Annotated in this window: 18 protein-coding genes; 8 read left to right on the top strand and 10 right to left on the bottom strand. The window is 56.5% G+C overall.

Annotated elements, in window-relative coordinates; all coding sequences use genetic code 11:
* Nucleotides 1-226: 226 nt before the first annotated feature.
* A complete protein-coding gene (locus GSF67_RS16015) occupies nucleotides 227-3,307 on the top strand; it encodes a glycosyltransferase (RefSeq protein ID WP_006312470.1) in 3,081 nt (1,026 codons plus the stop codon).
* A gap of 118 nt (nucleotides 3,308-3,425) precedes the next feature.
* On the opposite strand, the gene GSF67_RS16010 is transcribed toward GSF67_RS16015, so the two are convergent.
* The 6 genes from GSF67_RS16010 to GSF67_RS15985 all read right to left on the bottom strand — a co-directional run bounded on the left by GSF67_RS16010 (nucleotide 3,426) and on the right by GSF67_RS15985 (nucleotide 9,995).
* On the bottom strand, nucleotides 3,426-4,271 hold the full coding sequence (locus GSF67_RS16010) for a glycosyltransferase family 2 protein (RefSeq protein WP_006312469.1): 846 nt from the start codon (nucleotides 4,269-4,271) through the stop codon (nucleotides 3,426-3,428).
* A gap of 124 nt (nucleotides 4,272-4,395) precedes the next feature.
* Nucleotides 4,396-5,262, bottom strand: a complete 867-nt coding sequence (rfbA, locus tag GSF67_RS16005; RefSeq protein ID WP_006312468.1) for a glucose-1-phosphate thymidylyltransferase RfbA — start codon at nucleotides 5,260-5,262, stop codon at nucleotides 4,396-4,398.
* Nucleotides 5,259-6,152: a dTDP-4-dehydrorhamnose reductase gene (gene rfbD, locus GSF67_RS16000; RefSeq protein ID WP_006312467.1), complete on the bottom strand. Its 894-nt coding sequence runs from the start codon at nucleotides 6,150-6,152 to the stop codon at nucleotides 5,259-5,261. The genes rfbA and rfbD overlap by 4 nt, the downstream gene beginning before the upstream one ends.
* A gap of 4 nt (nucleotides 6,153-6,156) precedes the next feature.
* Nucleotides 6,157-7,212, bottom strand: a complete 1,056-nt coding sequence (rfbB, locus tag GSF67_RS15995; RefSeq protein WP_035215152.1) for a dTDP-glucose 4,6-dehydratase — start codon at nucleotides 7,210-7,212, stop codon at nucleotides 6,157-6,159.
* Nucleotides 7,213-7,214: 2 nt separating this feature from the next.
* A complete protein-coding gene (gene rfbC / locus GSF67_RS15990) occupies nucleotides 7,215-7,784 on the bottom strand; it encodes a dTDP-4-dehydrorhamnose 3,5-epimerase (RefSeq protein WP_035215145.1) in 570 nt (189 codons plus the stop codon).
* Between the two features lie 144 nt (nucleotides 7,785-7,928).
* Nucleotides 7,929-9,995, bottom strand: coding sequence for an ATP-dependent helicase (locus GSF67_RS15985; RefSeq protein WP_006312463.1), 2,067 nt, complete (start codon nucleotides 9,993-9,995; stop codon nucleotides 7,929-7,931).
* A gap of 110 nt (nucleotides 9,996-10,105) precedes the next feature.
* On the opposite strand from GSF67_RS15985, the gene GSF67_RS15980 reads away from it, so the two are divergent.
* Nucleotides 10,106-10,243, top strand: coding sequence for a hypothetical protein (locus GSF67_RS15980; RefSeq protein ID WP_006312462.1), 138 nt, complete (start codon nucleotides 10,106-10,108; stop codon nucleotides 10,241-10,243).
* A 32-nt stretch (nucleotides 10,244-10,275) separates the two neighbouring features.
* Here GSF67_RS15980 and GSF67_RS15975 read toward each other — a convergent pair whose 3' ends face one another.
* The 4 genes from GSF67_RS15975 to GSF67_RS15960 are packed head-to-tail and all read right to left on the bottom strand — an operon-like array spanning nucleotide 10,276 to nucleotide 13,766.
* A complete protein-coding gene (locus tag GSF67_RS15975) occupies nucleotides 10,276-11,013 on the bottom strand; it encodes an ABC transporter ATP-binding protein (RefSeq protein WP_006312461.1) in 738 nt (245 codons plus the stop codon).
* Nucleotides 11,010-11,855, bottom strand: a complete 846-nt coding sequence (locus tag GSF67_RS15970; RefSeq protein ID WP_006312460.1) for an ABC transporter ATP-binding protein — start codon at nucleotides 11,853-11,855, stop codon at nucleotides 11,010-11,012. The genes GSF67_RS15975 and GSF67_RS15970 overlap by 4 nt, the downstream gene beginning before the upstream one ends.
* Complete coding sequence (locus tag GSF67_RS15965; RefSeq protein WP_006312459.1) at nucleotides 11,842-12,741, bottom strand: ABC transporter permease; 900 nt, start codon at nucleotides 12,739-12,741, stop codon at nucleotides 11,842-11,844. Before GSF67_RS15965 ends, GSF67_RS15970 begins: the two co-directional genes overlap by 14 nt.
* A complete protein-coding gene (locus tag GSF67_RS15960; RefSeq protein WP_006312458.1) occupies nucleotides 12,738-13,766 on the bottom strand; it encodes an ABC transporter permease in 1,029 nt (342 codons plus the stop codon). Before GSF67_RS15960 ends, GSF67_RS15965 begins: the two co-directional genes overlap by 4 nt.
* Before the next feature lie 206 nt (nucleotides 13,767-13,972).
* Here GSF67_RS15960 and GSF67_RS15955 point away from each other — a divergent pair, with 206 nt between their 5' ends.
* The 6 genes from GSF67_RS15955 (at nucleotide 13,973) to GSF67_RS15930 (ending at nucleotide 22,410) form a co-directional block, all read left to right on the top strand.
* Nucleotides 13,973-14,686, top strand: coding sequence for a FadR/GntR family transcriptional regulator (locus tag GSF67_RS15955; RefSeq protein WP_080812694.1), 714 nt, complete (start codon nucleotides 13,973-13,975; stop codon nucleotides 14,684-14,686).
* Nucleotides 14,687-14,752: 66 nt separating this feature from the next.
* Nucleotides 14,753-15,733 carry a mannonate dehydratase gene (locus GSF67_RS15950; RefSeq protein ID WP_006312456.1) on the top strand — a complete coding sequence of 327 codons (981 nt, stop codon included), beginning with the start codon at nucleotides 14,753-14,755 and terminating at the stop codon, nucleotides 15,731-15,733.
* Between the two features lie 126 nt (nucleotides 15,734-15,859).
* Entirely contained in the window at nucleotides 15,860-17,398 is a 1,539-nt protein-coding gene (locus GSF67_RS15945) for an ABC transporter substrate-binding protein (protein WP_371814446.1), read from the top strand.
* A 278-nt stretch (nucleotides 17,399-17,676) separates the two neighbouring features.
* Complete coding sequence (locus tag GSF67_RS15940; protein ID WP_006312454.1) at nucleotides 17,677-18,780, top strand: hypothetical protein; 1,104 nt, start codon at nucleotides 17,677-17,679, stop codon at nucleotides 18,778-18,780.
* Nucleotides 18,781-18,967: 187 nt separating this feature from the next.
* Entirely contained in the window at nucleotides 18,968-21,313 is a 2,346-nt protein-coding gene (locus GSF67_RS15935) for an EAL domain-containing protein (protein WP_176072042.1), read from the top strand.
* Nucleotides 21,314-21,516: 203 nt separating this feature from the next.
* On the top strand, nucleotides 21,517-22,410 hold the full coding sequence (locus tag GSF67_RS15930) for an SDR family oxidoreductase (RefSeq protein WP_006312452.1): 894 nt from the start codon (nucleotides 21,517-21,519) through the stop codon (nucleotides 22,408-22,410).
* The last annotated feature ends 19 nt before the right edge of the window (nucleotides 22,411-22,429 follow it).

The raw sequence follows: 22,429 nt of genomic DNA, 5'->3' as shown, positions 1-22,429 counted from the left end.
TCCATCGGTATCGATTCATAGATGCAAGCATGATCCGGCGTTTGCCGTTGATAGCAGCAAACATAGCGTTCGCATGTGCTCAGACGCCAAGGCCGAAACAGGTTAGAACTCCACTTGTGCCTCGTTCAAATTTCTTGGCCCCTATTCCCCATCGCCTCGACTTGGGCACAAGAATAGGGTATCCGCCTCAGCACATGATCAGCCACGCCTTCTGCCGAGGAGAAATATGACCGACGATCTTGATTTTACCGGCGAACGCTATCTGCCGACGATTGGCGGGAATATCTATCTCGAGCATATGCATCGATATCATCTGGCAAAAAACTTTGTCAGAGGCAAAGATGTTCTGGATATCGCAAGTGGCGAAGGCTATGGCACATCGATTCTGGCGGAAGTCGCACGGTCTGCGATTGGCGTGGACATATCAGAAGAAGTAATAGATCACGCGCAAACAAAGTATAAATCCGGGAATATTTCCTTCAAAGCAGGATCATACGATGACATTCCCTTACCATCGTCCTCCGTGGACGTAGTCGTGTCATTTGAGACACTTGAACGCATTGAAGCTCATGATAGCTTTATGCGGGAGATCAAGCGCGTCTTGAGGGCGGACGGAATATTGATCATCTCGACACCGGAAAAGCACGCCTACACTATTGCCACGGGGCTGGTTAATCCCTTTCACGTCAAGGAGCTTTTTAGGAGCGAGTTCAATAGACTCTTGGGGAGCCACTTTGCTCATGTTTTGATGCACGGCCAAAAAATAGCTTTTGGTTCAATTATTGCTTCTGAAAATCAGCCGGCAGTCTTTTTTGAGACAGATTCTGTAAGTGGTCAAACCGTTGTTGGCATCGAAGCGCCGATGTATATGATTGGCGTCGCTTCGGATCAGCCAGTCGAAAATGTAGGTATGAGTGGCGTTCTCGCACAGGAGATTCAGTCCTCTGAGCCGGTCTTGAAACGTATAGAGTTTGAGGAAGCGCAGTGGTCGGATGCGCTAATGAAAGACGTGGACCATATCTCCGGTCAGGTGGATGCGCTGCAGCGAAGCAACTGGATGAGCCGAGCTTCTTTGGCAAAGCTGATGACACGGCTCATTTACACGCGGCTGCTTTATGGGCTGGCCGAGGTAAAAGCTTTCAGCACACGTAGACGTAAGAGATTTTTGAAGTCCGCTGAAAAACGCGATCCTATGTTATTGTCGCGCAAGGTGGATAAATTTTGCCTTGATTATTATCAGAAGATTACGACAAACAAAGTTATCTCGGCTAGCCGTTCGAATCTTGGTGCACGTCGTGGCGTGACGGTGACTGCTATCGTTCCCAATTTTAACCATGCTCTTTATCTTCCTCAGCGTCTGGATAGCATCTTAGCCCAGACATATCCGCTGATCGATATTCTGATTCTTGACGACTGTTCCACGGACGACAGCAGATCGGTGATCGATTCATACGTCAGGCGTTATCCAGAACGTATTAGGGCCATCTATAACACCGAAAACTCAGGTAATGTTTTTCGCCAGTGGCAAAAGGGTCATTCTCAGGCAGAGGGTGATCTCGTGTGGATATGCGAAAGTGATGATTTTTGTGAGTCGACATTCATCGAGCGAATGATTGGCTCGTTTCGTGACCCCAGCGTAATGTTGGCGTTTGGTCGCATTCAGTTCGCAAACGACGAAGGCAACTACGTCGCCGGGCTCGATCACTACAGGGAAGACAGTGAGCCTGGTATCTGGGATGCGCGGACTGTTCGCCCCGCTGCAGAATGGTTCCGCGGTGGCTTCGGCATAAAAAACGTGATTGCCAATGTTGGCGGTAGTTTATGGCGTCGCTTTGATATTGCGAACGAAGTTTGGGAAGAAGCACGTACCTTCAAGATAATGGGAGACTGGTACCTTTATTCGGTTATCGCGGGTGGAGGACAGATTGCATATGAACCAAGTGCGGTGAGCTACTTCCGAATTCACGGAAACAATACTTCGGGTAGTCGGGCGCAGTCCAATCCCGAATACTATCGAGAGTATTTCCGGTTGATGTGTGCACTGAAGTCCCGTTGGGTTATCCCCGAAGAGACGCTAGAGCATTTTTTGCAATCGTGTAATGCGGTGTTCCGTCATTCTCAAATCAATGGGATTGAATTTGAACAGTTGATAGATGCTAAAGCTTTGAGGGGAATTTCGCGGGCTAGCAGACATGTATTAATCGGATTTTTAGGCTTCTCCTTTGGTGGCGGAGAGATATTTCCTATTCATCTCGCGAACGCGCTGCATAGAAAAGGGATCATGGTGTCTCTGTTACAGATGCATGATGCCGATGATCATCAGGTGGTCAGGAATATGCTGAATCCTGCGATACCTGTTTATACAGCTAATCAGATTAGAGATATCGGGATTAAAAAATTTATTGACGAAGCTGGAGTTTCCGTCGTCCACTCACATATTGCGACTGTCGAAGAATTTTTACTCGACGACTTCGACGTTTCCCGTGCGTATGTTTCGACATTGCATGGGTCCTATGAAGCGATGAGGGTGCCCAAGGTAAAAATCGCTCAATGGTCTAAGAAAGTTGATAAATTCGCTTATCTTGCGGATCGGAACCTGCAGCCCTTTGACGGGCTGAATCTTCCCGCAGATAAATTTATAAAAATTCGAAATGCTATGCCGGTTGATAATACAGAGTTTAGCAAGAAACGTGCCGAACTTGGGATCGCTGATGATGCGATCGTTTTTGCTTTGGTTGCGAGAGGGGTTGAAGGGAAGGGTTGGATCGAGGCAGTTAACGCGTATCTGACGTTACGTGAGCAAAATCCCGATGTTTCGATGGCGTTGCTTATGGCGGGGGAGGGGCCGAGCGCTGATGCTGCAAAGCGGGCCGGAGCTTCTGACGAAACCATTCATTTTTTGGGTTTCGTTAAAGAAGTTCATGGTCTCTATCGGATCAGCGATGTTGCTATACTTCCAACACGTTTCCCAGGTGAATCCTTTCCGCTTACTTTGATCCAGGCTTTTCAGGTCGGAGTGCCGTGCATCGCCACAGATGTCGGTGAAATTAAAAATATGTCGCAAGTTGATGGAACGCAAGCAGGTATCATAATTGAAAATACCGCTAACGATGATCGATTTGTCAGTTCGCTCACCAAAGCAATGGCGTCGATGCTAGATGAAAATACCATTGCCGATTTTAAAATCATAACTCGGAAATTAAGTAAATCGTACGACATTGATGACTTGGCTACAGAATATGCAAAGGAATATCAATCTATACTTTTACAGAAAGGCCACTCGATCGAGCATTGGCCATCTCTATAGGACAATTATCTAAGTGTTGCAATGATGGGGCATTGTTAAGAAGGTTTTGTCGATACGAAACGTGAGGCAGTCAGGTGTTGTTGATGGATACCCTGAAATTATGTCTCTTGCCCGCTTTCTAGGTCAATCTCTTACTTCCACTTAAAGTTCCTTCTAGAAAACCGAGAGCCTTCGCTCGACGGCGCGCGGAAAAAAGAACGGTAGGCGAAAACACGAGCGCGATGGCCTGTACGACAGTCGAGGTTTTAGTAAAGGGCCTCTTGTGTTTGATGCCTGTATAGATCCTTGATCGAGCCATATGGAAGGCCTTCATGCGAGCGATCTCGGGTGATCGTCCGGAGGAATGCCCAGCGGTGTGAGTGATAAGAGAATTTCTCACAAACATGAGTTGGCCAAGTTGCGCCAAGCGCAATGAGAGGTCGTCATCTTCGTGATAGAGGAAAATATTAGGATCAAAACCACTAACTTTTTCGAAATTCTTCTTCGAAACAAAAAATGCAGCGCCGCTCAGGATCGGTACGTGTTTGTCGGCGTCAGGCCATCCCTTTTTCATGTAGCGACTGCGTGGCAAGAGCCATGAGCGGCGCTTGAAATACTGGCTTCCATCCGCGTTGGCGATTCGCGGATTGAAAGCGACAGCTGAAGAATGGTGCTCGACCGCTTCAAGAAGTGCTTCAAGAGCGCCTGGCTTCAATCTCGCGTCCGGGTTTAAAAAAAGGATCCAAGGCGTTTGGACAGCTTCGGCCCCTGCATTGCAGCCACGGCCGAAACCAAGATTTTCGGAGAGCCGTACGATAGTTATGTTTTCTCTTGCAGGAAGATTTGCAAAACTGTTGCTTCGTCCGTTGTCGACAAGAACGATGGGCGTTTCATCAGGGATCGAAGCGATAAGCTCAGAAAGGAGCGCATCGCTTTTGTAGCATACTGAAACGACAGTCACAGCTGAAAGTGGTAGTTTTGCCATTTCGGATCCAAGGGTTGGGAACGAGCTCACGCCTATCCTCACAATCACGTGCTACCGCCCGACGGGAAGGCTTCTACCGGTCCAACCTCCGCCGCACTCCAACGGTAACTCATCGAAGTATTCGCTAGGATGCCGCAAGTCTTCTTAAATAAACGCCGTAATCACCTTTGCCTGCCTTGTCGGCTATTTCTGAAAACTCAGCTCTCGTGATGAAACCCCTGCTGAGTGCAATTTCTTCAGGGCATGCAATCTTGAAACCCTGTCGCTTCTCCAGTGTGCGCACAAATTCCCCGGCTTCAAGAAGACTTTCAGGCGTGCCAGTATCAAGCCAGGCGTAGCCACGCCCCATAATCGATACTTTGAGCTTGCCGTGCTCAAGATAGGTTCGATTGACATCCGTAATCTCATACTCTCCACGTGCTGAAGGCTTGAGATTGGCTGCGATATTGACCACATCGGCATCATAAAAATAAAGACCGGTGACGGCCCAGTTTGACTTGGGCGTTTCGGGTTTTTCCTCAATGGAAAGGGCGCGCATTTCACTATCGAACTCGACTACACCGTAGCGCTCGGGATCGTTGACATGATAGGCGAAAACTGTCGCGCCCTCATTAACGTTCGTGCCGCACTCCAAGAGTTCGGGCAATCCGTGCCCGTAGTAGATATTGTCGCCAAGGATCAGACATGATGGGGAGCCGTCGATAAAGTCGGCGCCGATCATATAGGCCTGGGCAAGCCCATCCGGGCTAGGCTGAACAGCGTATTCGATTGAGAGGCCCCATTGAGAGCCGTCTCTCAAAAGGTTCTGGAAGAGCGGCATATCATGTGGCGTCGAAATGATGAGTATTTCACGGATACCCGCAAGCATCAGTGTCGTCAGCGGATAATAGATCATCGGTTTGTCGTAGACCGGTAGGATCTGCTTCGAGACCGCCAATGTCATAGGATGCAGGCGTGTGCCGCTGCCGCCAGCCAGAATGATACCCTTCATGGCGTTTCCTTTTTACTCTGCGCAAGAGCGGTGACCACCGCGCGCGTTGATGTTTGCCAGGCCGGCAGTTTTATTCCGTAAACCTCTTCAAGCTTGCTGCAGTCAAGCCGGGAGTTTGGCGGGCGCCGGGCTGGGGTAGGGTATTGCGCCGTCGTGATATTGTTGACGATTATCGACTTCCCGCCATTTTCCGCCGAAAACTTGAATATCTGCTTCGCGAAGTTAGACCAGTTCGTCTCACCTGTTCCAGACAGATGAAAAATCCCACGAAGACGGGCTGAAGGATTGTTTGAAAGCCGTCTCGCGATCTCAATTATTGCGACGGCGATATCATTTGCCGAGGTTGGGCATCCCAGTTGATCTGCAACGACGTTAATTTCATCACGGCTTTCGCCCAACCGCAGCATGGTTTTGACAAAGTTGTTGCCGTATTCCGAATAAACCCATGCGGTGCGCAGAATGGCGTGATTGGGGGTATTTTCCGCGACGGCCTTTTCGCCTTCGAGCTTCGAGAGTCCGTAGACGGACGTGGGGCCAACAGGGTCAGTTTCGATATAAGGCGTAGCCTTGGCTCCATCGAAAACGTAATCCGTGGAAAGATGAATAATTGGAACGCATAGTTCCTTTGCCGCTTGCGCGGCGGCTCCTGCTCCGTCCCGGTTGACGGCGAAAGCAAGCTCCGACTCGCTCTCTGCCTTGTCGACAGCGGTATACGCGGCAGCGGAAACCACGACATCAGGTTTTGCGTCTCGTAGTGCCTGCAACACAGTTTCGGGTTGGGCGAGATCTAGTTCGGGTCGACCCAGAGTTACAATCTCCAGATCAGCGCTCGCCAATGCCTGAAGGGCACTCACGACCTGCCCGTTTTTGCCGGTAACTGCAATCCGCATTCACTCAGCCCTTCGTAAGAACGCCGAGGCGCTCTCCGGAGTACACACCTTCACGCAGCGGCTGCCACCACCATGCATTGTCGAGGTACCATTTCACAGTCTTGCGAATGCCGGTGGCGAAGTTTTCTTGCGCTTTCCAGCCGAGTTCGGTTTCCAGTTTTGTTGCGTCGATCGCATAGCGCGCGTCGTGACCGGGGCGATCAGTGACGTATTTGATGAGCTCTGCATAGGGTTTTGATTGCGGGTGCAACTCGTCGAGAATGGAGCAGATGCAGTTTACGACATCGATATTCTTCTGTTCGTTTCTGCCACCAACATTGTATTTCTCTCCGGCGAGGCCTTTCTGTACGATGAGCCAAAGCGCGCGTGCGTGGTCTTCCACGTAAAGCCAGTCGCGTATATTGGCGCCGTTTCCATAGACCGGCAGCGGCTTGCCTTCCAAGGCGTTGAGAATGATCAGAGGAATGAGCTTTTCCGGGAAGTGGAACGGCCCATAATTGTTGGAGCAGTTGGAGATCACGACCGGAAGCCCATACGTACGCTGCCAGGCCGTGGCGAGATGATCGCTTGCGGCTTTCGAGGCGGAATAGGGCGACGAAGGGTCGTAAGGAGTTTTTTCCTCGAAAAGTCCATCGTCTCCGAGCGAGCCATAAACCTCGTCGGTGGAGACGTGAAGCATGCGGAAGTTCGCCTTGGCGTCATCCGCAAGGCTGCTCCAATATTGCCGCGCTGCTTCCAGCATCGTGAAAGTGCCGTTTATATTGGTCTGAATGAAATCAGCGGCGCCGGTTATGGAGCGATCGACATGGCTTTCGGCGGCCAGGTGCATCACATAATCCGGCTGAAATGTCGCGAAGGCGTCATTCATTGCAGCTCGGTCACATATGTCGGCCTGGAGAAAACGGTGGTTCGGCGCGTTTTCAATGGGCTTGAGGGAGGCTAGGTTCCCCGCATAAGTCAGCTTGTCTACGGTGAGGACATCCGCACCGACCTCGCTTACAAGGTAACGTACGAGGGCTGAGCCGATAAATCCGGCGCCGCCGGTAACTAGAACGCGCATCATCAGTTCTCGGTGTTTCGGTAGGTGAAATATTCGGGCAATTCGGACAGGAGCGGTTGCTTGGCGTCCTTGTCGGAAAGCACGCAATCGCCCACATTCGGCCAGTTGATGCCGATGGCAGGGTCGTCCCATTTAACGCCGCGGTCGTGTGCTGCGCTGTAGGGGGCGGTTACCTTATATGAGATAACCGTGTCTGCAACGAGCGTCATGAAGCCATGGGCAAACCCAGCCGGCACCCAAAGCTGCTCACCGTTCTCCGGTGACAGCTCGACCGCGGCCCACTGACCAAAGGTGGGTGAGCTTGTTCTGATGTCGACCGCCACATCGAGCAGTCGCCCACGAATGCATCGAACAAGTTTGCCCTGCGCAAAAGGTTCTGTCTGAAAATGGAGTCCGCGAACGGTTCCGGCTTGGGCGGACAGGGATTCATTATCTTGTACGAACTCTACATTCGCTACATTTTCGCGAAACCACTCTCGTTTGAAAACCTCGCTGAAGTAGCCCCTGTTGTCGCCGAAACGAGCCGGGATTATCTTTTTCAAGCCTGATATCGGAAATACTTCTAGTTGCACTTCGCGGATCCTGTCTCATCTGCCTACTCAAGGTGATATGGCTTTATCGGGACGGACAGTCAATAACGCTTTCTTGATCACCTACACAAGGGTATGGTTCGTTAGTGCATAAAGGACGATGATGTTGACGGTCAGCGGCCCTTCTTACTTCCACATCGCCCGCATCCTTGCCCCCACATCAATCCGGATCTGCTGCGCGCTGCGTTCCGAGGCGGCAGCCGAAACCAGCGGCCAGCTCATCGTCTCGAAAAACTGCAGCAATGTGGCCGGTATGAAGCGGGTTCTGGCAGCGTAGACATGCCGGTCGCCCTGCTGGTTCTGGCCACCGGTGAAGAAGCGTTGCGGGGTTATCAGCGACAGGTTGTCCTTGGCGCGGGTCATGGCGACGTAGAGCAGGCGACGCTCTTCTTCCAGCTCCTGGGTGGTGCCGACCCCCAGATCGGAGGGTATGCAGCCATCGACCACGTTGAGGATGAAGACGGATCGCCATTCCTGGCCCTTGGCAGAATGGATGGTCGAGAGGCTGAGATAGTCTTCGTCCAGAAGCGGCACGCCGGCCTGGTCGCTGGTGGCATCCGGCGGGTCAAGCGTCAGCTCGGTCAGAAAACGCTCGCGTGAAGGATAGCCGCCGGCGATCTGCTCGAGTTGCTGCAGGTCGGCCTTGCGGGTGTCGGCATCCTCATGGATGCGTTCGAGATGGGGCTCGTACCACACGCGCGCCAAGCCGATTTCGCCCGGCCAGCCGTTCTGGCCCCGCCGCAGCCCCACCAGCAATTGTGTGAAAGCCGTCCAGTCGTCACCGGTCTTCGGCGGTGGTGGAATTTCGGCAAGGGCAAGCAGCGGCTCCGGGTCTGGGGCTATCGTATCGAGAATATTGCCGGCCTTCTTCGGCCCGATGCCGGGCAGCATCTGCAGCAGCCGGAAACCGGCGACGCGGTCGCGCGGGTTCTGCGCGAAACGAAGCACCGCCAGCATGTCCTTCACATGGGCGCTGTCCAGGAATTTCAGGCCGCCGAATTTGACGAAGGGAATGTTGCGGCGGGTGAGTTCGACCTCGAGCGGGCCGCTGTGGCTGGAGGTGCGGAACAGCACGGCCTGCTGTTTCAGCGTCGTGCCGGTTTCGCGATTGGCAAGAATCTGGTCAATGATGAAATTCGCCTGTTCGGTTTCATCCTTCACTGTCACGAGCTTCGGTCGCTCGAGCGACTGCCGCTCTGTCCACAGATTCTTGGTAAAACGTTCACGCGCCAGATCGATGACGCCATTGGCGGCGGCCAAAATCGGCTGCGTCGAGCGATAGTTGCGATCGAGCGTGATGATATCGGCCGCCGGGCTGAAGCATGCCGGAAAATCGAGGATGTTGCGCACCGTCGCGGCCCGGAAGGAATAGATCGACTGTGCATCGTCGCCCACCACGGTCAGGCCGCGGCCAGCAGGTTTCATCGCCATCAGCACCGAGGCCTGCAGCCGGTTGGTATCCTGATATTCATCCACCATCACATGGTCGAAACGGTTGCCGATATCATCAGCCAGAATGGGATCGCTGACCATCTGCGCCCAGTAGAGCAGGAGATCGTCGTAATCGAGCACGTTCTGGATCTGCTTGGCCTCGACATAGGCTGCAAACAGCTCCTTCAGCTCGCTCTGCCAGTCGGCGACCCATGGATAGTGCTGGCGAAGAATGTCTTTTAACGGCGTCTGGGAGTTCACGGCGCGCGAATAGATCGCAAGGCAAGTCCCCTTCGTTGGAAAGCGGCTTTCTGTCTTGGAGAAACCGAGTTCGTGCCGGACAAGGTTCATCAGGTCGGCGCTGTCTTCGCGGTCGTGGATGGTGAAATCGATATTGAGCCCGATCTGCTCGGCATAGATGCGCAACAGGCGTGCGCCGATGCCGTGAAACGTGCCGGACCAAGCCAGTGCATCGGTCATGATTGCCGAATTTGCCCCGATAACTTGCTTGCAGATCCGCTCGACACGTCGCGACATTTCGGAGGCAGCTCGCCGCGAAAACGTCATCAGCAGAATTCGGCGGGGATCGGCGCCATTCACGATCAGGTGGGCGACGCGGTGGGCGAGCGTATTGGTCTTGCCGGAACCGGCGCCGGCAATGATCAGCAGCGGGCCGGCCGTCTCTCCATCCGCCAGGCCGACACCGTGTTCCACTGCCTTGCGTTGCTGCTCGTTCAACTTGTCCAGATAGGCAACCGCCATCCTCGCATTCCCTAATATTCGCGCATCCACGAGGGTCGCTTCAGAAATTGCCACGGCGGTATCGGTCCACCGGTCGCATCGTTGCTGCGATGATTAGCAAAGACTCACTTATGAAGCTAGAACAAATGCTGAACGCATGGCCTTTGCTGTTTTTGGCCGATTTGGACTTGGTTATCATGCTCGATGCCACCGGCGTTCCGGCAGAAGTAACGCTCGGCGAATCTTTAGGGAAAATGGAGACCGGCTGAACTGATCCAGACGCGAGCGGCCTCTTCCGTTTTCACAGGAAGCTGCTTTCGAACAGCTCAGCAGAGTAGGGCGCATGGGTCACGCCGGCTTCAAGATCGGCCTTGGTCAACTCATCCACAAAAACCCCATTCTGCATTACGAGAACCCGGTCACACATATGGGCGATGACAGCCAGATCATGGCTGACAAGAACGAAGGTGAGGTCCCGTTCCTCGCGCTGGTCGGCGAGCAGGTTCAGGATTTCCGCCTGGATGGAGACGTCGAGCGCTGATGTCGGCTCGTCGAGCAGCAAGATCGGCGGCTCGAGTATCAGGGCGCGGGCGATTGCCACGCGCTGGCGCTGGCCACCCGACAGTTCGTGCGGGAACCGTTCGGCAAAATGTGCGGGCAGGCCAACCTGCTGCAGGGCAGCGGGCACTTTCGACCAGCCGTCGCCGAGACCCATGGCGCGGATCGGTTCGGCCAAGGCCCGGCCGATGCGATGACGCGGATGCAGCGAACCGTAGGGATCCTGAAACACCATCTGCGCCAGTTTCAGCTCCTCGCGGCCGCGCAGCTTTCTGACCGGCTTGCCGTCGAAGCTGATCGATCCGGTCCAGCCGGCCTCCAGCCCCGCCAGCGAGCGCAGTAACGTCGACTTGCCGCAACCGCTCTCGCCGACGATGCCGAGCGTCTCACCTTTATTGACCGTGAGGCTGACGCCGCGTACGACGTGGTTTTGGTTTTCTTTCGTGCCGTAGACGACATCAAGCTTGTCCACCGTGATCATCGCAGCACCTCCGCGTCGATTGCCTGACGGTCCAGCACCTTGAGACGGCGGACCGGGTTGCGGGGATCGGGCATCGCCGCGATCAGGCCCCGTGTATAGGGATGCTGGGCATCTTCGAGCTTCGTCAGTGTCTCCACCACGCGCCCGCCATACATGACCAGAACGCGCTCGCAGAAGGCTGCGACCATGCGGATGTCGTGGCTGATAAGGATCAGGCCGGCGTCGTTCTCGCGCACCATCTCGTCCAGCAGCAGCAGGACATCCTTGCGCACGCTCACATCGAGAGCCGAGGTCGGCTCGTCGGCGATGACGAGCTTCGGTTTTGCCAGCAGCATCATGGCGATCATGACGCGCTGGCCCATGCCGCCCGAAATCTGATGCGGATAGAGCCCCATCACCAGGTCGGGGTCACTAATGCGGACGCGCAGCAGCATATTGCGTGCAGCGTCTCTGGCCGCCGCACCCTTAAGCGCCAGATGCAGTTCTGCCGCCTCCGCCACCTGTTTTCCGATCGGCAGCACCGGGTTCAGCGAATAACGCGGGTCCTGCATGATCAGCGCCATCTCGCTGCCGCGGATCGCGCCCATCTGGCGCTCGGATTTTTCGAGCAGCGGTTGCGAGAGGAAATCCATGCGCTCGGCGGTTACCGTGGCGCTTTTGGGCAGAAGCCGCATGGCCGCCCGGCCGGTCGTTGACTTGCCTGAGCCCGACTCGCCGACGATGCCGACCCTTTCGCGGCCGACATCGAAACTGACATCGGACACGGCCGGAATGCTGTTGCGGCCGAACCGGACATTGAGGTTACGGACCGAGAGGATGGGGGAGCTATCAGGAGCGGGCATGGCGCGGGTCCAGAAGGTCGCGCAGCGTATCGCCGGCGATGTTGAAGGCAAGGCTCGTGAGCAGGATGGCGATGCCAGGCATGACGGCGACCCACCAGTAGTCGAGCATGAATTTTCGGCCACTCGAGATCATGGCTCCCCACTCCGGCAGCGGCGGTTGCGCCCCGAGGCCAAGGAAGCCGAGCGAGGCCGCGGTCAGGATGATGCCGGCCATGTTCAGCGTCAGTCGCACGATGACGGAGGGAATGCACATCGGCGCTATGTATAAGAACAGGATGCGCAGCGGCGAGGCGCCGTAAAGACGGGCGGCGGCAACGTAGTCGGTGTTGCGAACGACCAGGGCTTCCGCACGGGCAAGGCGCGCAATCGGCGGCCAGGCCGTCAGCGAGATGGCGATGATCGCCGTGCCGAGACCGGCACCCATGGCGGCCGCAAAGGCAAGGGCCAGAACGAGCGACGGGAAGGACAGCACGATATCGGTGGCACGCATCAGGATCGCATCGGTGCGCCCGCCGAAGAAGCCGGCCATGACGCCGATGGCGAGGCCGATCGGACCAACGATGATCGAGACCGACAGCACGGTCTGGATGGTGATGCGGGTGCCATAAACGAGCCGGCTGAAAATATCGCGGCCGAATTCGTCGGTGCCGGCCAGATGCGCCCAGCTCGGAGGTTGAAGTGCGTTTTCGAGAACCTGGCTGGCTGGGTCAAAGGGGGCAATCAGCGGCGCGAAAACGGCGACCAGAACCAGAATGGCCAGAATTGCAAAACCGAACATGCCAAGCGGTTCGTCCGCGAGCTTGCGCAGCGTGCGCCCCGTGGTGGTTGACAGGCGGGAGAGGGCGCTGCGGCGAGGAACGGGATTGGTGTGGGTGATGTCGGTCATCGTGCGACCTCCCGCGTCCGCGGATCGAGCGTTGTATAGGCGAGATCCGCAAGGAAATTGAGCAACATGAAGATGAAGCCGATGACGATTGTGGCCGCAAGGATGGCATTCATGTCGCCGATGAGCAGCGCGTTGGTCATGTACTGGCCGATACCAGGCCAGGAAAAGACGATCTCGGTAACGACGGCGCCTTCCAGCAGGTTGCCATAGGAGATTGCAAGAACGGTAATCAGCTGCACGGCGATGTTGGGAAGCACATGCCGGGTGATCGTCCGCGTCGGGCTGACGCCCTTTGCCCGTGCGGCGATCACATAGTCCTGGCTAAGCTGCTCAAGCGTGAAGGCGCGGGTCATGCGGGTAATATAGGCCATTGCCATGTAGGCGAGAATGATGGCCGGCAGGATGATGTGCGACAGCGCGTTCCAGAAGATTTCCGTTTCGCCCGCAAGCAGGCTGTCGACGAGCATCAGCCCCGTTTTCGGTTCAACGATACCTTCGTAGAAAACATCGACCCGACCGGGCCCGCCGACGAGGTTGAAGCTGGCGTAGAAAATCACAAGGCCGACGATGCCGAACCAGAAAACCGGTATTGAATGTCCGACCAGCGCAAAGACGCGCGCGAACTTGTCGATGAACGTATCCCGGAAAAGGGCGGCAGCGAGGCCTAGCGGAACACCGATGATGGTGGAGATGATGATGGCGAGCGTGGCAAGTTCGAAGGTGGCGGGGAAGGCCTGTGCCAGATCGCGCGTCACCGGGTTGCCCGTCAGGATCGCAATGCCGAAATCGCCGTGAAGCAGGCCGCGCAGATAAATGAAGAACTGCTGGTAGAGCGGCAGATCGAGACCAAGCCGTGCCCTCATCGCCTCATAGGCTTTGGGATCGGCAAGCTCGCCGACGATCGCGCCGACCGGATCGGTCGGCATGACGCGGCCGATGATGAAGGTTATGCAGAGCAGGATGAAGAGGCTGACGATCAGTTGCAGGAAACGATGTCCAAGCCCGCGCAGGGAAATTTCCGTCATTGCTGGCCGCGCTTTCCTGCAGGAAGCCCTTCAGTGCTGGAGAACGCAAACGCCGCTCGCCGCAGACGCGCAATTCTCCTCTGTAAAAACTCTTGATGGTACTTCATCCCAACTCCTCCCTGAGCTAACATGAAAACATATGACGTGCTGTCATGTCATCATATGAGTAGCGAAGGGATTCGTATTCTGCAAGAGGGAAGAGTGGCATGATTGGCGATAAGGCGAGGCCGCGGGAGAGGCGGGCACAACAGATCATCGATAATCTCAGCGCAGAAATTCGCAGTGGAAAACTGAAAAATGGTGACCAGTTGCCCACTGAACCGCAGCTTGAGCGGACCTATGGCGTGAGCCGGACGGTGGTGCGCGAGGCAATCGCCGACCTTCGGTCTGCGGGTTATGTCGTTCCCATCCAGGGCAAGGGTGTTTTCGTCAGCAATGCCAGCGAATGGACCGGCGTGAAGCTGACGCAATCGGAAGTCGGCACGATTGCCGAAACGTTGGAAATGCTGGAATTTCGGCTTGCGACGGAAGGCGAGGCGGCGGCGATTGCCGCTTATCGCCGGACGGCCCAGCAGGAGGCTGCAATCTCTGCGGCACATAGGAAAATGGCCCGCGCCATCGACGCCGGTGAGACCACTGTCAATGCCGATTACGAGTTTCATTCCGCCATTGCGATTGCCACCAATAACCGCTTTTACCTTGAGGCTCTTCGCCAGTTCGGCTCGCGCTCCATTCCGCGTGGTCAATTTCCGACGCTGCCGGAAACCGGCAATGCGAATTATCTGCGCAAGGTGCAGGCAGAGCACGAGGCTATCCTGCGGGCCATCGTAGAGCAGGACCCCGAGGCAGCACGAAAAGCCATGCGTGAGCACATGCTTGCGAGCCAGCGTCGATACCGGTTGCTTTCGGAAGCGCAATAGCATCTCGACACTCATCTTATTTCATGCGATGTCATATGATGACTTGCATGGGAGAGGAGAGAATCGATGTATGTCGGTACCCAGGTTGCTGCGCGCGATGATGAGGATTTCAAGGTTTGGGCGCAGCTCGGCGTTAAAAACATAAGCGCTGACCCGCCCGGAAAACCCGCGAGCTGGGTTCTGGATGACTTCGAGCGTCTGCGCGACAAGGTCGAAAGCTTCGGCCTCGTTCTGGACATGGTGCAATTGCCGCTTCCGTCACGTCCCATCGAACAGGCTTCGTATCCGGATATCCTGCTTGCCGGTCCGGAGCGTGACCGGCAGATCGACGCCGTCTGCACGATGATTGAAAATATCTCCAAAGCCGGCATTCCGGCGGCGAAATACAATCTCAACCTCATCGGCATTCCGCGCACGGAAATGGAACTTGGCCGCGGCGGTTCGCTGAACGAAGCCTGGCGGTGGGACAAGGCCGACCACAATGCCGATCCGGGTCTGGCCGGCGTTCTCTCCGAAGACGAGAACTGGGAGCGCATCGATTATTTCCTCGAGCGCGTGATGCCGGTTGCCGCGAGCAACAAGGTGCGTCTCGCCTGCCACCCGCATGACCCTTACACGCCACCCGGCTACAAGGGTGTCACCCGTGTGCTTGGAACCGTCGAGGGGCTGAAGAAATTCGTGCAGATGCGTGAAAATCCCTATCACGGTCTGAATTTCTGCCAGGGATCCATCGGCGAGATGCTCGACAATCCGCGCGAGGAGATCGACGATATCATCCGCTGGTTCGGCAGCCGCGACAAGATTTTCAACGTCCATTTCCGCAATATCAGCGGCGGCAAGCTGTCCTTCATGGAAACCTTCCCCGATGAAGGCGACATGGACATGGTGCGCTCGCTGAAACTCTATCACGAGCTCGGCTATCGCTACATGATCATGCCTGACCATGTGCCGACGATCGCCGGCCGTGATCCTGTCGGTGTCGCTTTCGGTTTTTGTTACGGCTACATCGCAGCGCTGATCGAAGCGCTGGATAACAAACATCTCTGACTTTTTCGGGTCGGTGGCGCTGCGCATTGCCGCCGGCCTTTTTCCATCTTGAATGACCGATCTGTAGGAGGAGCAGGTATGAAAAAATCTTTGATCCGTCTCGCATTCACCACGGCTTTGGGCGCGATGCTGATGCAGGCGTCCCCAGTTTTCGCCAAAACACCGAACGACCAGCTCATTGTCGCAACATCGCTGGCGCAGGTGCTTTCACTCGATCCGCATCAGGCCACCGAAGCAAAAGCCAACGAAATCATGGCCAATCTCTACGATCGGCTGATTTCCGTCGATGGGTCGGGCAAGGTTTCCCCGCAGCTCGCCGAGCGCTGGGAAACGGATGAGAAGGGCATCACCTTCCATTTGCGCGAAGCGAATTTTGCCTCCGGCAACCCGGTAACCTCGGCTGATGTCGTGTATTCGTTCAGCCGGCTGTTAAAGATGAACCAGGCAGCCGCCGCGAACCTGAAGCGCGTTGGCTACAATGCCGATAATGTCGACAAGCTGGTAACTGCCCCGGATGAAAAGACGGTGCGGATTGGTCTTTCCGGGGAGACGACCTCCGAATTGCTGCTCTATCGCCTCGCCATGGTCATCGCCAGCGTCGTCGATAGCAAGGAGCTCAAGTCGCATGAAGTCGATGGCGATTGGGGCAATGGCTGGCTCAGAACCAATTCCGCCGGGTCGGGACCTTTTACGCTCAATCGCTGGTCGCCGAATGAGATCATCATTCTGGAGGCTAACAAGGATTATGTGGCCGGCAGCCCGAAAATGCGCCGCGTCATCGTGCGGCATGTGCCGGAAAGTCAGGTCGAGCGCCTGATGCTGGACCGGGGTGACATCGACATAGCCAGCGCGCTGACCGCGGCCGATCTCGCCACCTTCAACAATAAGGAAGGCTTTCAGATCCAGCGCGTGCCGACGGGCGGTTTTTACGTCCTGTCCATGAATGCCAGCAAGGAGCCCCTGTCGAATCCGAAGGTTCGGGAAGCGATTGCCTATGGTATCGATTACAAGGGGATGGAAAAAACCATCATGGGTCCTTACGGCCGGTCGCGGACCGTGCCGGTGCCGGAGAACTTCGAATACGCCATCCCGAGCCCGGACTGGAAACTCGATGTTCCCAAGGCCAAGGCGCTCCTCAAGGAGGCCGGTTATGAGAACGGCTTCACGCTCAATCTGAAGACGATTGCGCAGACGCCACGCATCGACCTTGCCACCGCTATCCAGGCCTCGCTCAGCCAGATCGGCATCAAGGTCAATATTCAGCAGGGCAATGGTTCTGACGTGATCGCAGCGCACCGTGCACGCGATTTCGATCTGCTCATTCCGCAGACCGGCGCTTATATGCCCAATGTACTCGGATCGATGGAGCAGTTTTCCAGCAACCCCGACAATTCGCTTGCCGCAAACAATGCCGGCAATTTCGTCTGGCGCTCGGCCTGGGACATCCCGGAACTGACGGCGCTCACGGCCAAGGCTTCGCTGGAGCCCGATGCCAAGAAGCGCGGGGAAATCTACACGCAGATGCAGGAGATGTTCGTTGCCCAGAAACCGGCAGTGCTGCCGATGTTCGAGAGATTCGAGCCTATCGTGCTGAATGCGCGAGTGAAGGACTATGTCGGGCATCCAAGCCAGACGACCCGCCTGGAAAACGTGACGAAGGAATAACGGGCAGGCAAATACTTCCCTATGAATAGAGAGCGGGCGGTTTTACCGCCCGTTTCTAATTTGGTTTGCTGGCGACCTCGGCTCTTTGGCTTGCACGGCTTGAAGCGCCAGCCACGCCGTCGCGTGCATTTCCAGGAAATACGCAATTCATGCGACTATCCCGTGAATTTTTGGGGTTTTCTCCAAGGCTTCATCGGATTAGACCCGGTGGTGACCATTCCTTCCGTCGGGTCGAGCCACAGGCTTCGCCCGCCTCTCTCGCAGATGTGTTTTCCCCCATGAATCTTGCACAGATAAAACTTCCGTCGCGGCCGTTGAGCCTCAAGCGTGGCGTCATTTCGGTGCCTCCTGCCTATTATTTTTCCATTCCGGTGCTTGTGGCGATCCTTGCCGTCATGCTGGTGGCCGAAGGGCCGGGTATTTTGCGCGATTACCAGATCAGCAAGGACCCGCTGGAAATCGAAAACGGCGATATCAGCGGCAGCTGCAAGACGCGCAAGGCGATCTTCACGACCTGCGAAGCCGAGCTTTCCTACGATCATGGCGGCGTCAGCTACAAGAAGGACGTCGAGGTGATGTTCGTGGATTTCCATTCCGGTGATTACGAAACCGGTCTGGTAATTTCCGCGAAGAACCCGGAGCTCGCAACGATTTCGCTCGGTCTAGACATGCTCTGGAACCGCATCATCACGCTTGGCGTGTTTGTTGCCCTGCTTGGTTTCGGCAGTCTCGCGATGTTGTTCACGCTTATCCGTGTGCTGCGGGTTCGCCTGCAGCTGCGGCATGCAGCACCTTTGACCGTCATTCCGGTTGCACTGACGGCGGTTGCCGAAAAACGCAGCCGTCTCTTCGTCACCTATGCCGATACGGTGAGGGACGGGAAGACCAAGCGGCAATCCTTCACCCATCTCGAGCGGGGTCGCATTCCCGTTGTCGTCGGTCACACCGACAAACACGATGTGGCGCTGGCGGTCCTGCATGGCAACAGCGCGCTGCCGGTTCTGCTCGACGACCAGTTGGAGCGGATCGACCTTACGGAGCAGGAGCGGGCGGAGGCCCTCGCTTCGCTTGCCCCGCTGCTCGTAAATGAGACGCAGGCGGGTTCCGCGGCTCAGGGCGCGGCTACAAAGAAAGGACCAGGCCTGCTGCGCAGACTGGGAACGTTCGTTGCCATCGTCGCCGTCATCATCGTCGCGGTCTTCGGTTACTGGCTGTGGTATGTCACCAGCGCTCCGTCGCAGTTCAACTCACCCGGCATGGACATCAACAACATGCTGCCGACGGCACTCAACGAGTGGGGTTGTGCGCGCTTGCAGGAGCGTTTCTCCGACGGCCCCGCGCCTTTCGGATGCACCGCGGCCGATTATCGAAGCTGGAAATAAAGCCTCGGAGCCACCATTTTTCGGGCCGGTTTGCCGAAAGTGTTACAGCTTGGCACGCCTGCCCGAACACTTTTAACTACGCGAAAAAATATTGATACAATTATCAATAGTTGCATTAGAGATTTATAAATAAAGCACTCCCATAGTGCCACCGTGAGCGGTTCTTCGAAGGCTGGGAGAGTGCAGCATGTTCACGGTTTTGGAATGCGTTGCCATACAGCATGACCACGCGGTCGTTCTTCTTGCAGCTGTCATCTGCTTGCTTGGCATGTTTGCTTTTTTTCACCTTCTGCTGCGGGCGGACGAAAGTCCGGCGGGCCGCAAGCCCTATTGGGTGCTGGTTGCGGCCTTTGCCGCCGGGTTGAGCGTCTGGGCCACCCACTTTGTCGCCATGCTGGCCTATAAGGGCGCGGTTCCGATTGGTTATGACTTCTTTTTTACGGCTCTTTCGGCCCTTCTGGCCGTTTTCGGTTTCTGGCTGGCGCTCACGGCCCGCTCGCAGGCCATTTACTCCTCGCTCATCGTCGGAACGCTGGTCACCCTGTCGGTTGCCGTCATGCATTTCGTCGGGATGGCGGGCATGGATGTCGCGGCCACGATCAGCTATCGGTGGGCCCCGGTTCTTGGCGGTTCTGCGGTCTCCTGGGCGGCCTTTGTTCTGGCCTTTTTCCTTTTCCATCGTCTCGCCTCTTGGAAGCGCATTGCGGCGCCGGCCGGAGCGGCGATCTTCGGCATCTGCGCGCTGCATTTCACTGCCATGTCGGCCACGGTTCTCACGCCGGATCCATCCATGTCAGGGCCTGATCCCGATAATGTCGGCAGGCTGATCATGATCGGCGCCATTTCCGGCGTCACCTTCCTCATCCTTTTTGCCACCGCCGTCGCTGCGCTGGTGGATCGTTACCTTGTCGATCTCAAAGGGCTGGTGGACGCGACGCTGGATGGCCTCGCCGTCGTCCGTGACGGGCGGATCGTGGAGCTGAACACCCGTTTTGCCGGCCTTCTCGGTCGGGAGGAAGCATCGCTTGTGGGACGGAATCCCGACGATCTCTTCAAGGCCGTCGATGGGCAGCCCGCCTATCTGCCGCGTCCTGCGCCGGTGGAGGCGATCCGCGAACGGGGCGGGCAGGCACAGGTCTTCGAACTTGGTGTGCGGACGATCGAATATCGCGGCCGCCCCTGCGAGGTGATGGCCATTCGCGACCTGACGGAAAAGCGGGAAGCGCAGCGCGAAATCGAATATCTCGCGCGCCACGATGTCCTGACAGGCCTCTCAAACCGCACCATGTTCCAGACCCGTCTTCACCAGCAGATCGACAATGGTGACGAGGAGGACGAATTTGCGCTGCTGGCGCTCGATCTCGACCGGTTCAAGGCGGTCAACGACATATTCGGCCATGCCGAAGGCGACCGCGTCTTGAAAAAAGTCGCCGCCATTCTCGATGAATGTGCAAGGGCAGGCGATGTGGTCGCCCGTCTTGGCGGCGATGAATTCGTGATATTGACCACCCGGCATACCAAGGCGGACGAAGCGCGCCTGCTGGCCGAAACGATCCTTGGCATGTTCGCCCTGAAGATGAATGTCGTCAATGACCCGACCGCTGTCGGTGTCAGCATCGGCATCGCCGTGTTCCCGCGCGACGGGCAGGACCATGAAAGCATCATGCATGCCGCCGATCTCGCGCTTTACCGCGCCAAGATGGGTGGGCGTGGCATCCTGGCCTTCTACGATCCGTTGATGGACCAGGAAGCCCGCGAGCGCCGCCAGCTCGAGACTGATTTGCGGCTCGCCATCAACCGGGACGAGCTGGTGTTGAATTATCAGCCGGTCCTGTCTGTCGAATGCGGTCAGGTCGTGGGTTACGAGGCGCTGGTGCGCTGGCAGCACCCGACAAGGGGCGTGGTGCCGCCGGATGTCTTCATTCCGATTGCCGAGGAAAGCGGGATCATCATCTCGCTTGGCGAATGGGTTCTGCGTGAGGCCTGCCGGCAGGCAAGCACCTGGGCGCCACATCTGAAGATTGCGGTGAATGTCTCGCCCTTGCAGTTTTCGCTGGCCAATCTCGGCCATGTCGTCTGCACGGTGCTGATGCAAACCGGGCTTTCGCCCAACCGGCTGGAGCTGGAGATTACCGAGGCAGCACTTCTCAAAGACCGCAAGGCGACGTTGGTCATCCTCAACCAGCTGAAGGCGCTCGGCGTTGCCATCGTCATGGATGATTTCGGCACCGGTTACTCGTCGCTCAACAACCTTCAGAGCTTCCCCTTCGACAAGATCAAGATCGACCGCAGCTTTATCGCCGCCATGAGCGAGGATGACAATGCCCGCGCCATCGTGCGCGCCGTGATCGGCCTTGGTCGCAGCCTCGATCTGCCGGTGACGGCGGAGGGGATCGAGACGGACGCGCAATACCGCATGGTCGTCGATGAGGGCTGTGCGCAGGCGCAGGGCTATCTCTTCGGAAGACCGGATGTGGCGCCAGCCCCGGCTTCTGCCACGAGCACCGCCAAACGGAAGAAACATTCCGTTTGACGAAGATGCGGCGGCGCATCCGCGCCCGCGCGCAGACTTTCCCATATTCTTTGGAACGAGAGCAGAGGCAGATCGTTAGGGTTGCATGTGGCGTGTCCATGCTGCCGCTGCCTCTGGGGCAGCGATGATCAGTTTGACCTGGGATTTAGACGTCCTGTCGTGAACGCGCCTTAGATGAACCTCTATCGATGGGAGAGACCGCGATGACAGACCGCCTCGAGCCGCAAGACCCGCGCAGCCAGTATCCGCGCCCGCCGTTTTCAACCCCGACCCAGGAAATGCCGGGTTTGGTGACGAATATGACGCCTTTCCCTGATCATGGTGAAAAGAGCTACAAGGGCACCGACAAGCTTGTGGGGCGCAAGGCACTGATTACCGGCGGCGATTCCGGCATCGGGCGCGCAGTCGCAATCGCTTTTGCCCGGGAAGGTGCCGATGTCGCGATATCCTATCTGCCGGAGGAAGAGTCGGATGCCGAGGAAGTTGTTGCACTGATCGAAGCGGAAGGCCGCGTAGCGGTAGCGCTCCCGGGCGATATTACCGACGAGGCATGGTGCCGTGAACTGGTCGAGAAAGCCGTCAGTGATCTCAACGGGCTTGATATTCTTGTCATTAACGCCGCAAGGCAGCAATATCGCGAAGACATCAAAGAGCTCTCGACCGACGATTTCGACCGCACCATGAAAACCAATCTTTATGCACTGCATTGGATAGCGCAGGCGGCTGTTCCATATCTGAAGCCGGGTTCGTCTGTTATCACCACCGCCTCCATCCAGGCCTATGAGCCATCGGCCATCCTTCTCGATTATGCCACGACCAAGGCCGGTATCGTCGCTTATACCAAGGCGCTCGCAAAGCAACTGATCGAAAAGGGCGTGCGCGCCAATGCGGTAGCGCCCGGTCCGTTCTGGACGGTTCTTCAGCCGAGTGGCGGCCAGCCCGATGAGAAGGTGAAGGACTTCGGCAAGGACAGCGATTTCGGCCGTCCGGGACAGCCTGTGGAACTGGCACCTGTTTATGTGCTGCTCGCATCGCAGGATGCGAGCTTCATCAATGGTGAGGTCTATGGCGTGACCGGTGGGAGAGGTATTGCCTGAGGCAATCTTCGCTATTGCA

It is taken from the genome of Agrobacterium sp. CGMCC 11546 (genome assembly GCF_013365515.1).
Lineage (GTDB): Bacteria > Pseudomonadota > Alphaproteobacteria > Rhizobiales > Rhizobiaceae > Agrobacterium > Agrobacterium fabrum.
The sequence above is the reverse complement of the archived record's forward strand: the minus strand, read 5'-3'. Positions and strand labels throughout refer to the sequence as shown.

What these genes read in the sequence shown, in the direction of transcription:
- GSF67_RS16015 (WP_006312470.1), top strand. Translation starts at nt 227, where the DNA reads ATGACCGACGATCTTGATTTTACCGGCGAACGCTATCTGCCGACGATT.
- GSF67_RS16010 (WP_006312469.1), bottom strand. Translation starts at nt 4,271, where the DNA reads ATGGCAAAACTACCACTTTCAGCTGTGACTGTCGTTTCAGTATGCTAC.
- rfbA (WP_006312468.1), bottom strand. Translation starts at nt 5,262, where the DNA reads ATGAAGGGTATCATTCTGGCTGGCGGCAGCGGCACACGCCTGCATCCT.
- rfbD (WP_006312467.1), bottom strand. Translation starts at nt 6,152, where the DNA reads ATGCGGATTGCAGTTACCGGCAAAAACGGGCAGGTCGTGAGTGCCCTT.
- rfbB (WP_035215152.1), bottom strand. Translation starts at nt 7,212, where the DNA reads ATGCGCGTTCTAGTTACCGGCGGCGCCGGATTTATCGGCTCAGCCCTC.
- GSF67_RS15985 (WP_006312463.1), bottom strand. Translation starts at nt 9,995, where the DNA reads ATGGCGGTTGCCTATCTGGACAAGTTGAACGAGCAGCAACGCAAGGCA.
- GSF67_RS15980 (WP_006312462.1), top strand. Translation starts at nt 10,106, where the DNA reads ATGAAGCTAGAACAAATGCTGAACGCATGGCCTTTGCTGTTTTTGGCC.
- GSF67_RS15975 (WP_006312461.1), bottom strand. Translation starts at nt 11,013, where the DNA reads ATGATCACGGTGGACAAGCTTGATGTCGTCTACGGCACGAAAGAAAAC.
- GSF67_RS15970 (WP_006312460.1), bottom strand. Translation starts at nt 11,855, where the DNA reads ATGCCCGCTCCTGATAGCTCCCCCATCCTCTCGGTCCGTAACCTCAAT.
- GSF67_RS15965 (WP_006312459.1), bottom strand. Translation starts at nt 12,741, where the DNA reads ATGACCGACATCACCCACACCAATCCCGTTCCTCGCCGCAGCGCCCTC.
- GSF67_RS15960 (WP_006312458.1), bottom strand. Translation starts at nt 13,766, where the DNA reads ATGACGGAAATTTCCCTGCGCGGGCTTGGACATCGTTTCCTGCAACTG.
- GSF67_RS15955 (WP_080812694.1), top strand. Translation starts at nt 13,973, where the DNA reads ATGATTGGCGATAAGGCGAGGCCGCGGGAGAGGCGGGCACAACAGATC.
- GSF67_RS15950 (WP_006312456.1), top strand. Translation starts at nt 14,753, where the DNA reads ATGTATGTCGGTACCCAGGTTGCTGCGCGCGATGATGAGGATTTCAAG.
- GSF67_RS15945 (WP_371814446.1), top strand. Translation starts at nt 15,860, where the DNA reads ATGCTGATGCAGGCGTCCCCAGTTTTCGCCAAAACACCGAACGACCAG.
- GSF67_RS15940 (WP_006312454.1), top strand. Translation starts at nt 17,677, where the DNA reads ATGAATCTTGCACAGATAAAACTTCCGTCGCGGCCGTTGAGCCTCAAG.
- GSF67_RS15935 (WP_176072042.1), top strand. Translation starts at nt 18,968, where the DNA reads ATGTTCACGGTTTTGGAATGCGTTGCCATACAGCATGACCACGCGGTC.
- GSF67_RS15930 (WP_006312452.1), top strand. Translation starts at nt 21,517, where the DNA reads ATGACAGACCGCCTCGAGCCGCAAGACCCGCGCAGCCAGTATCCGCGC.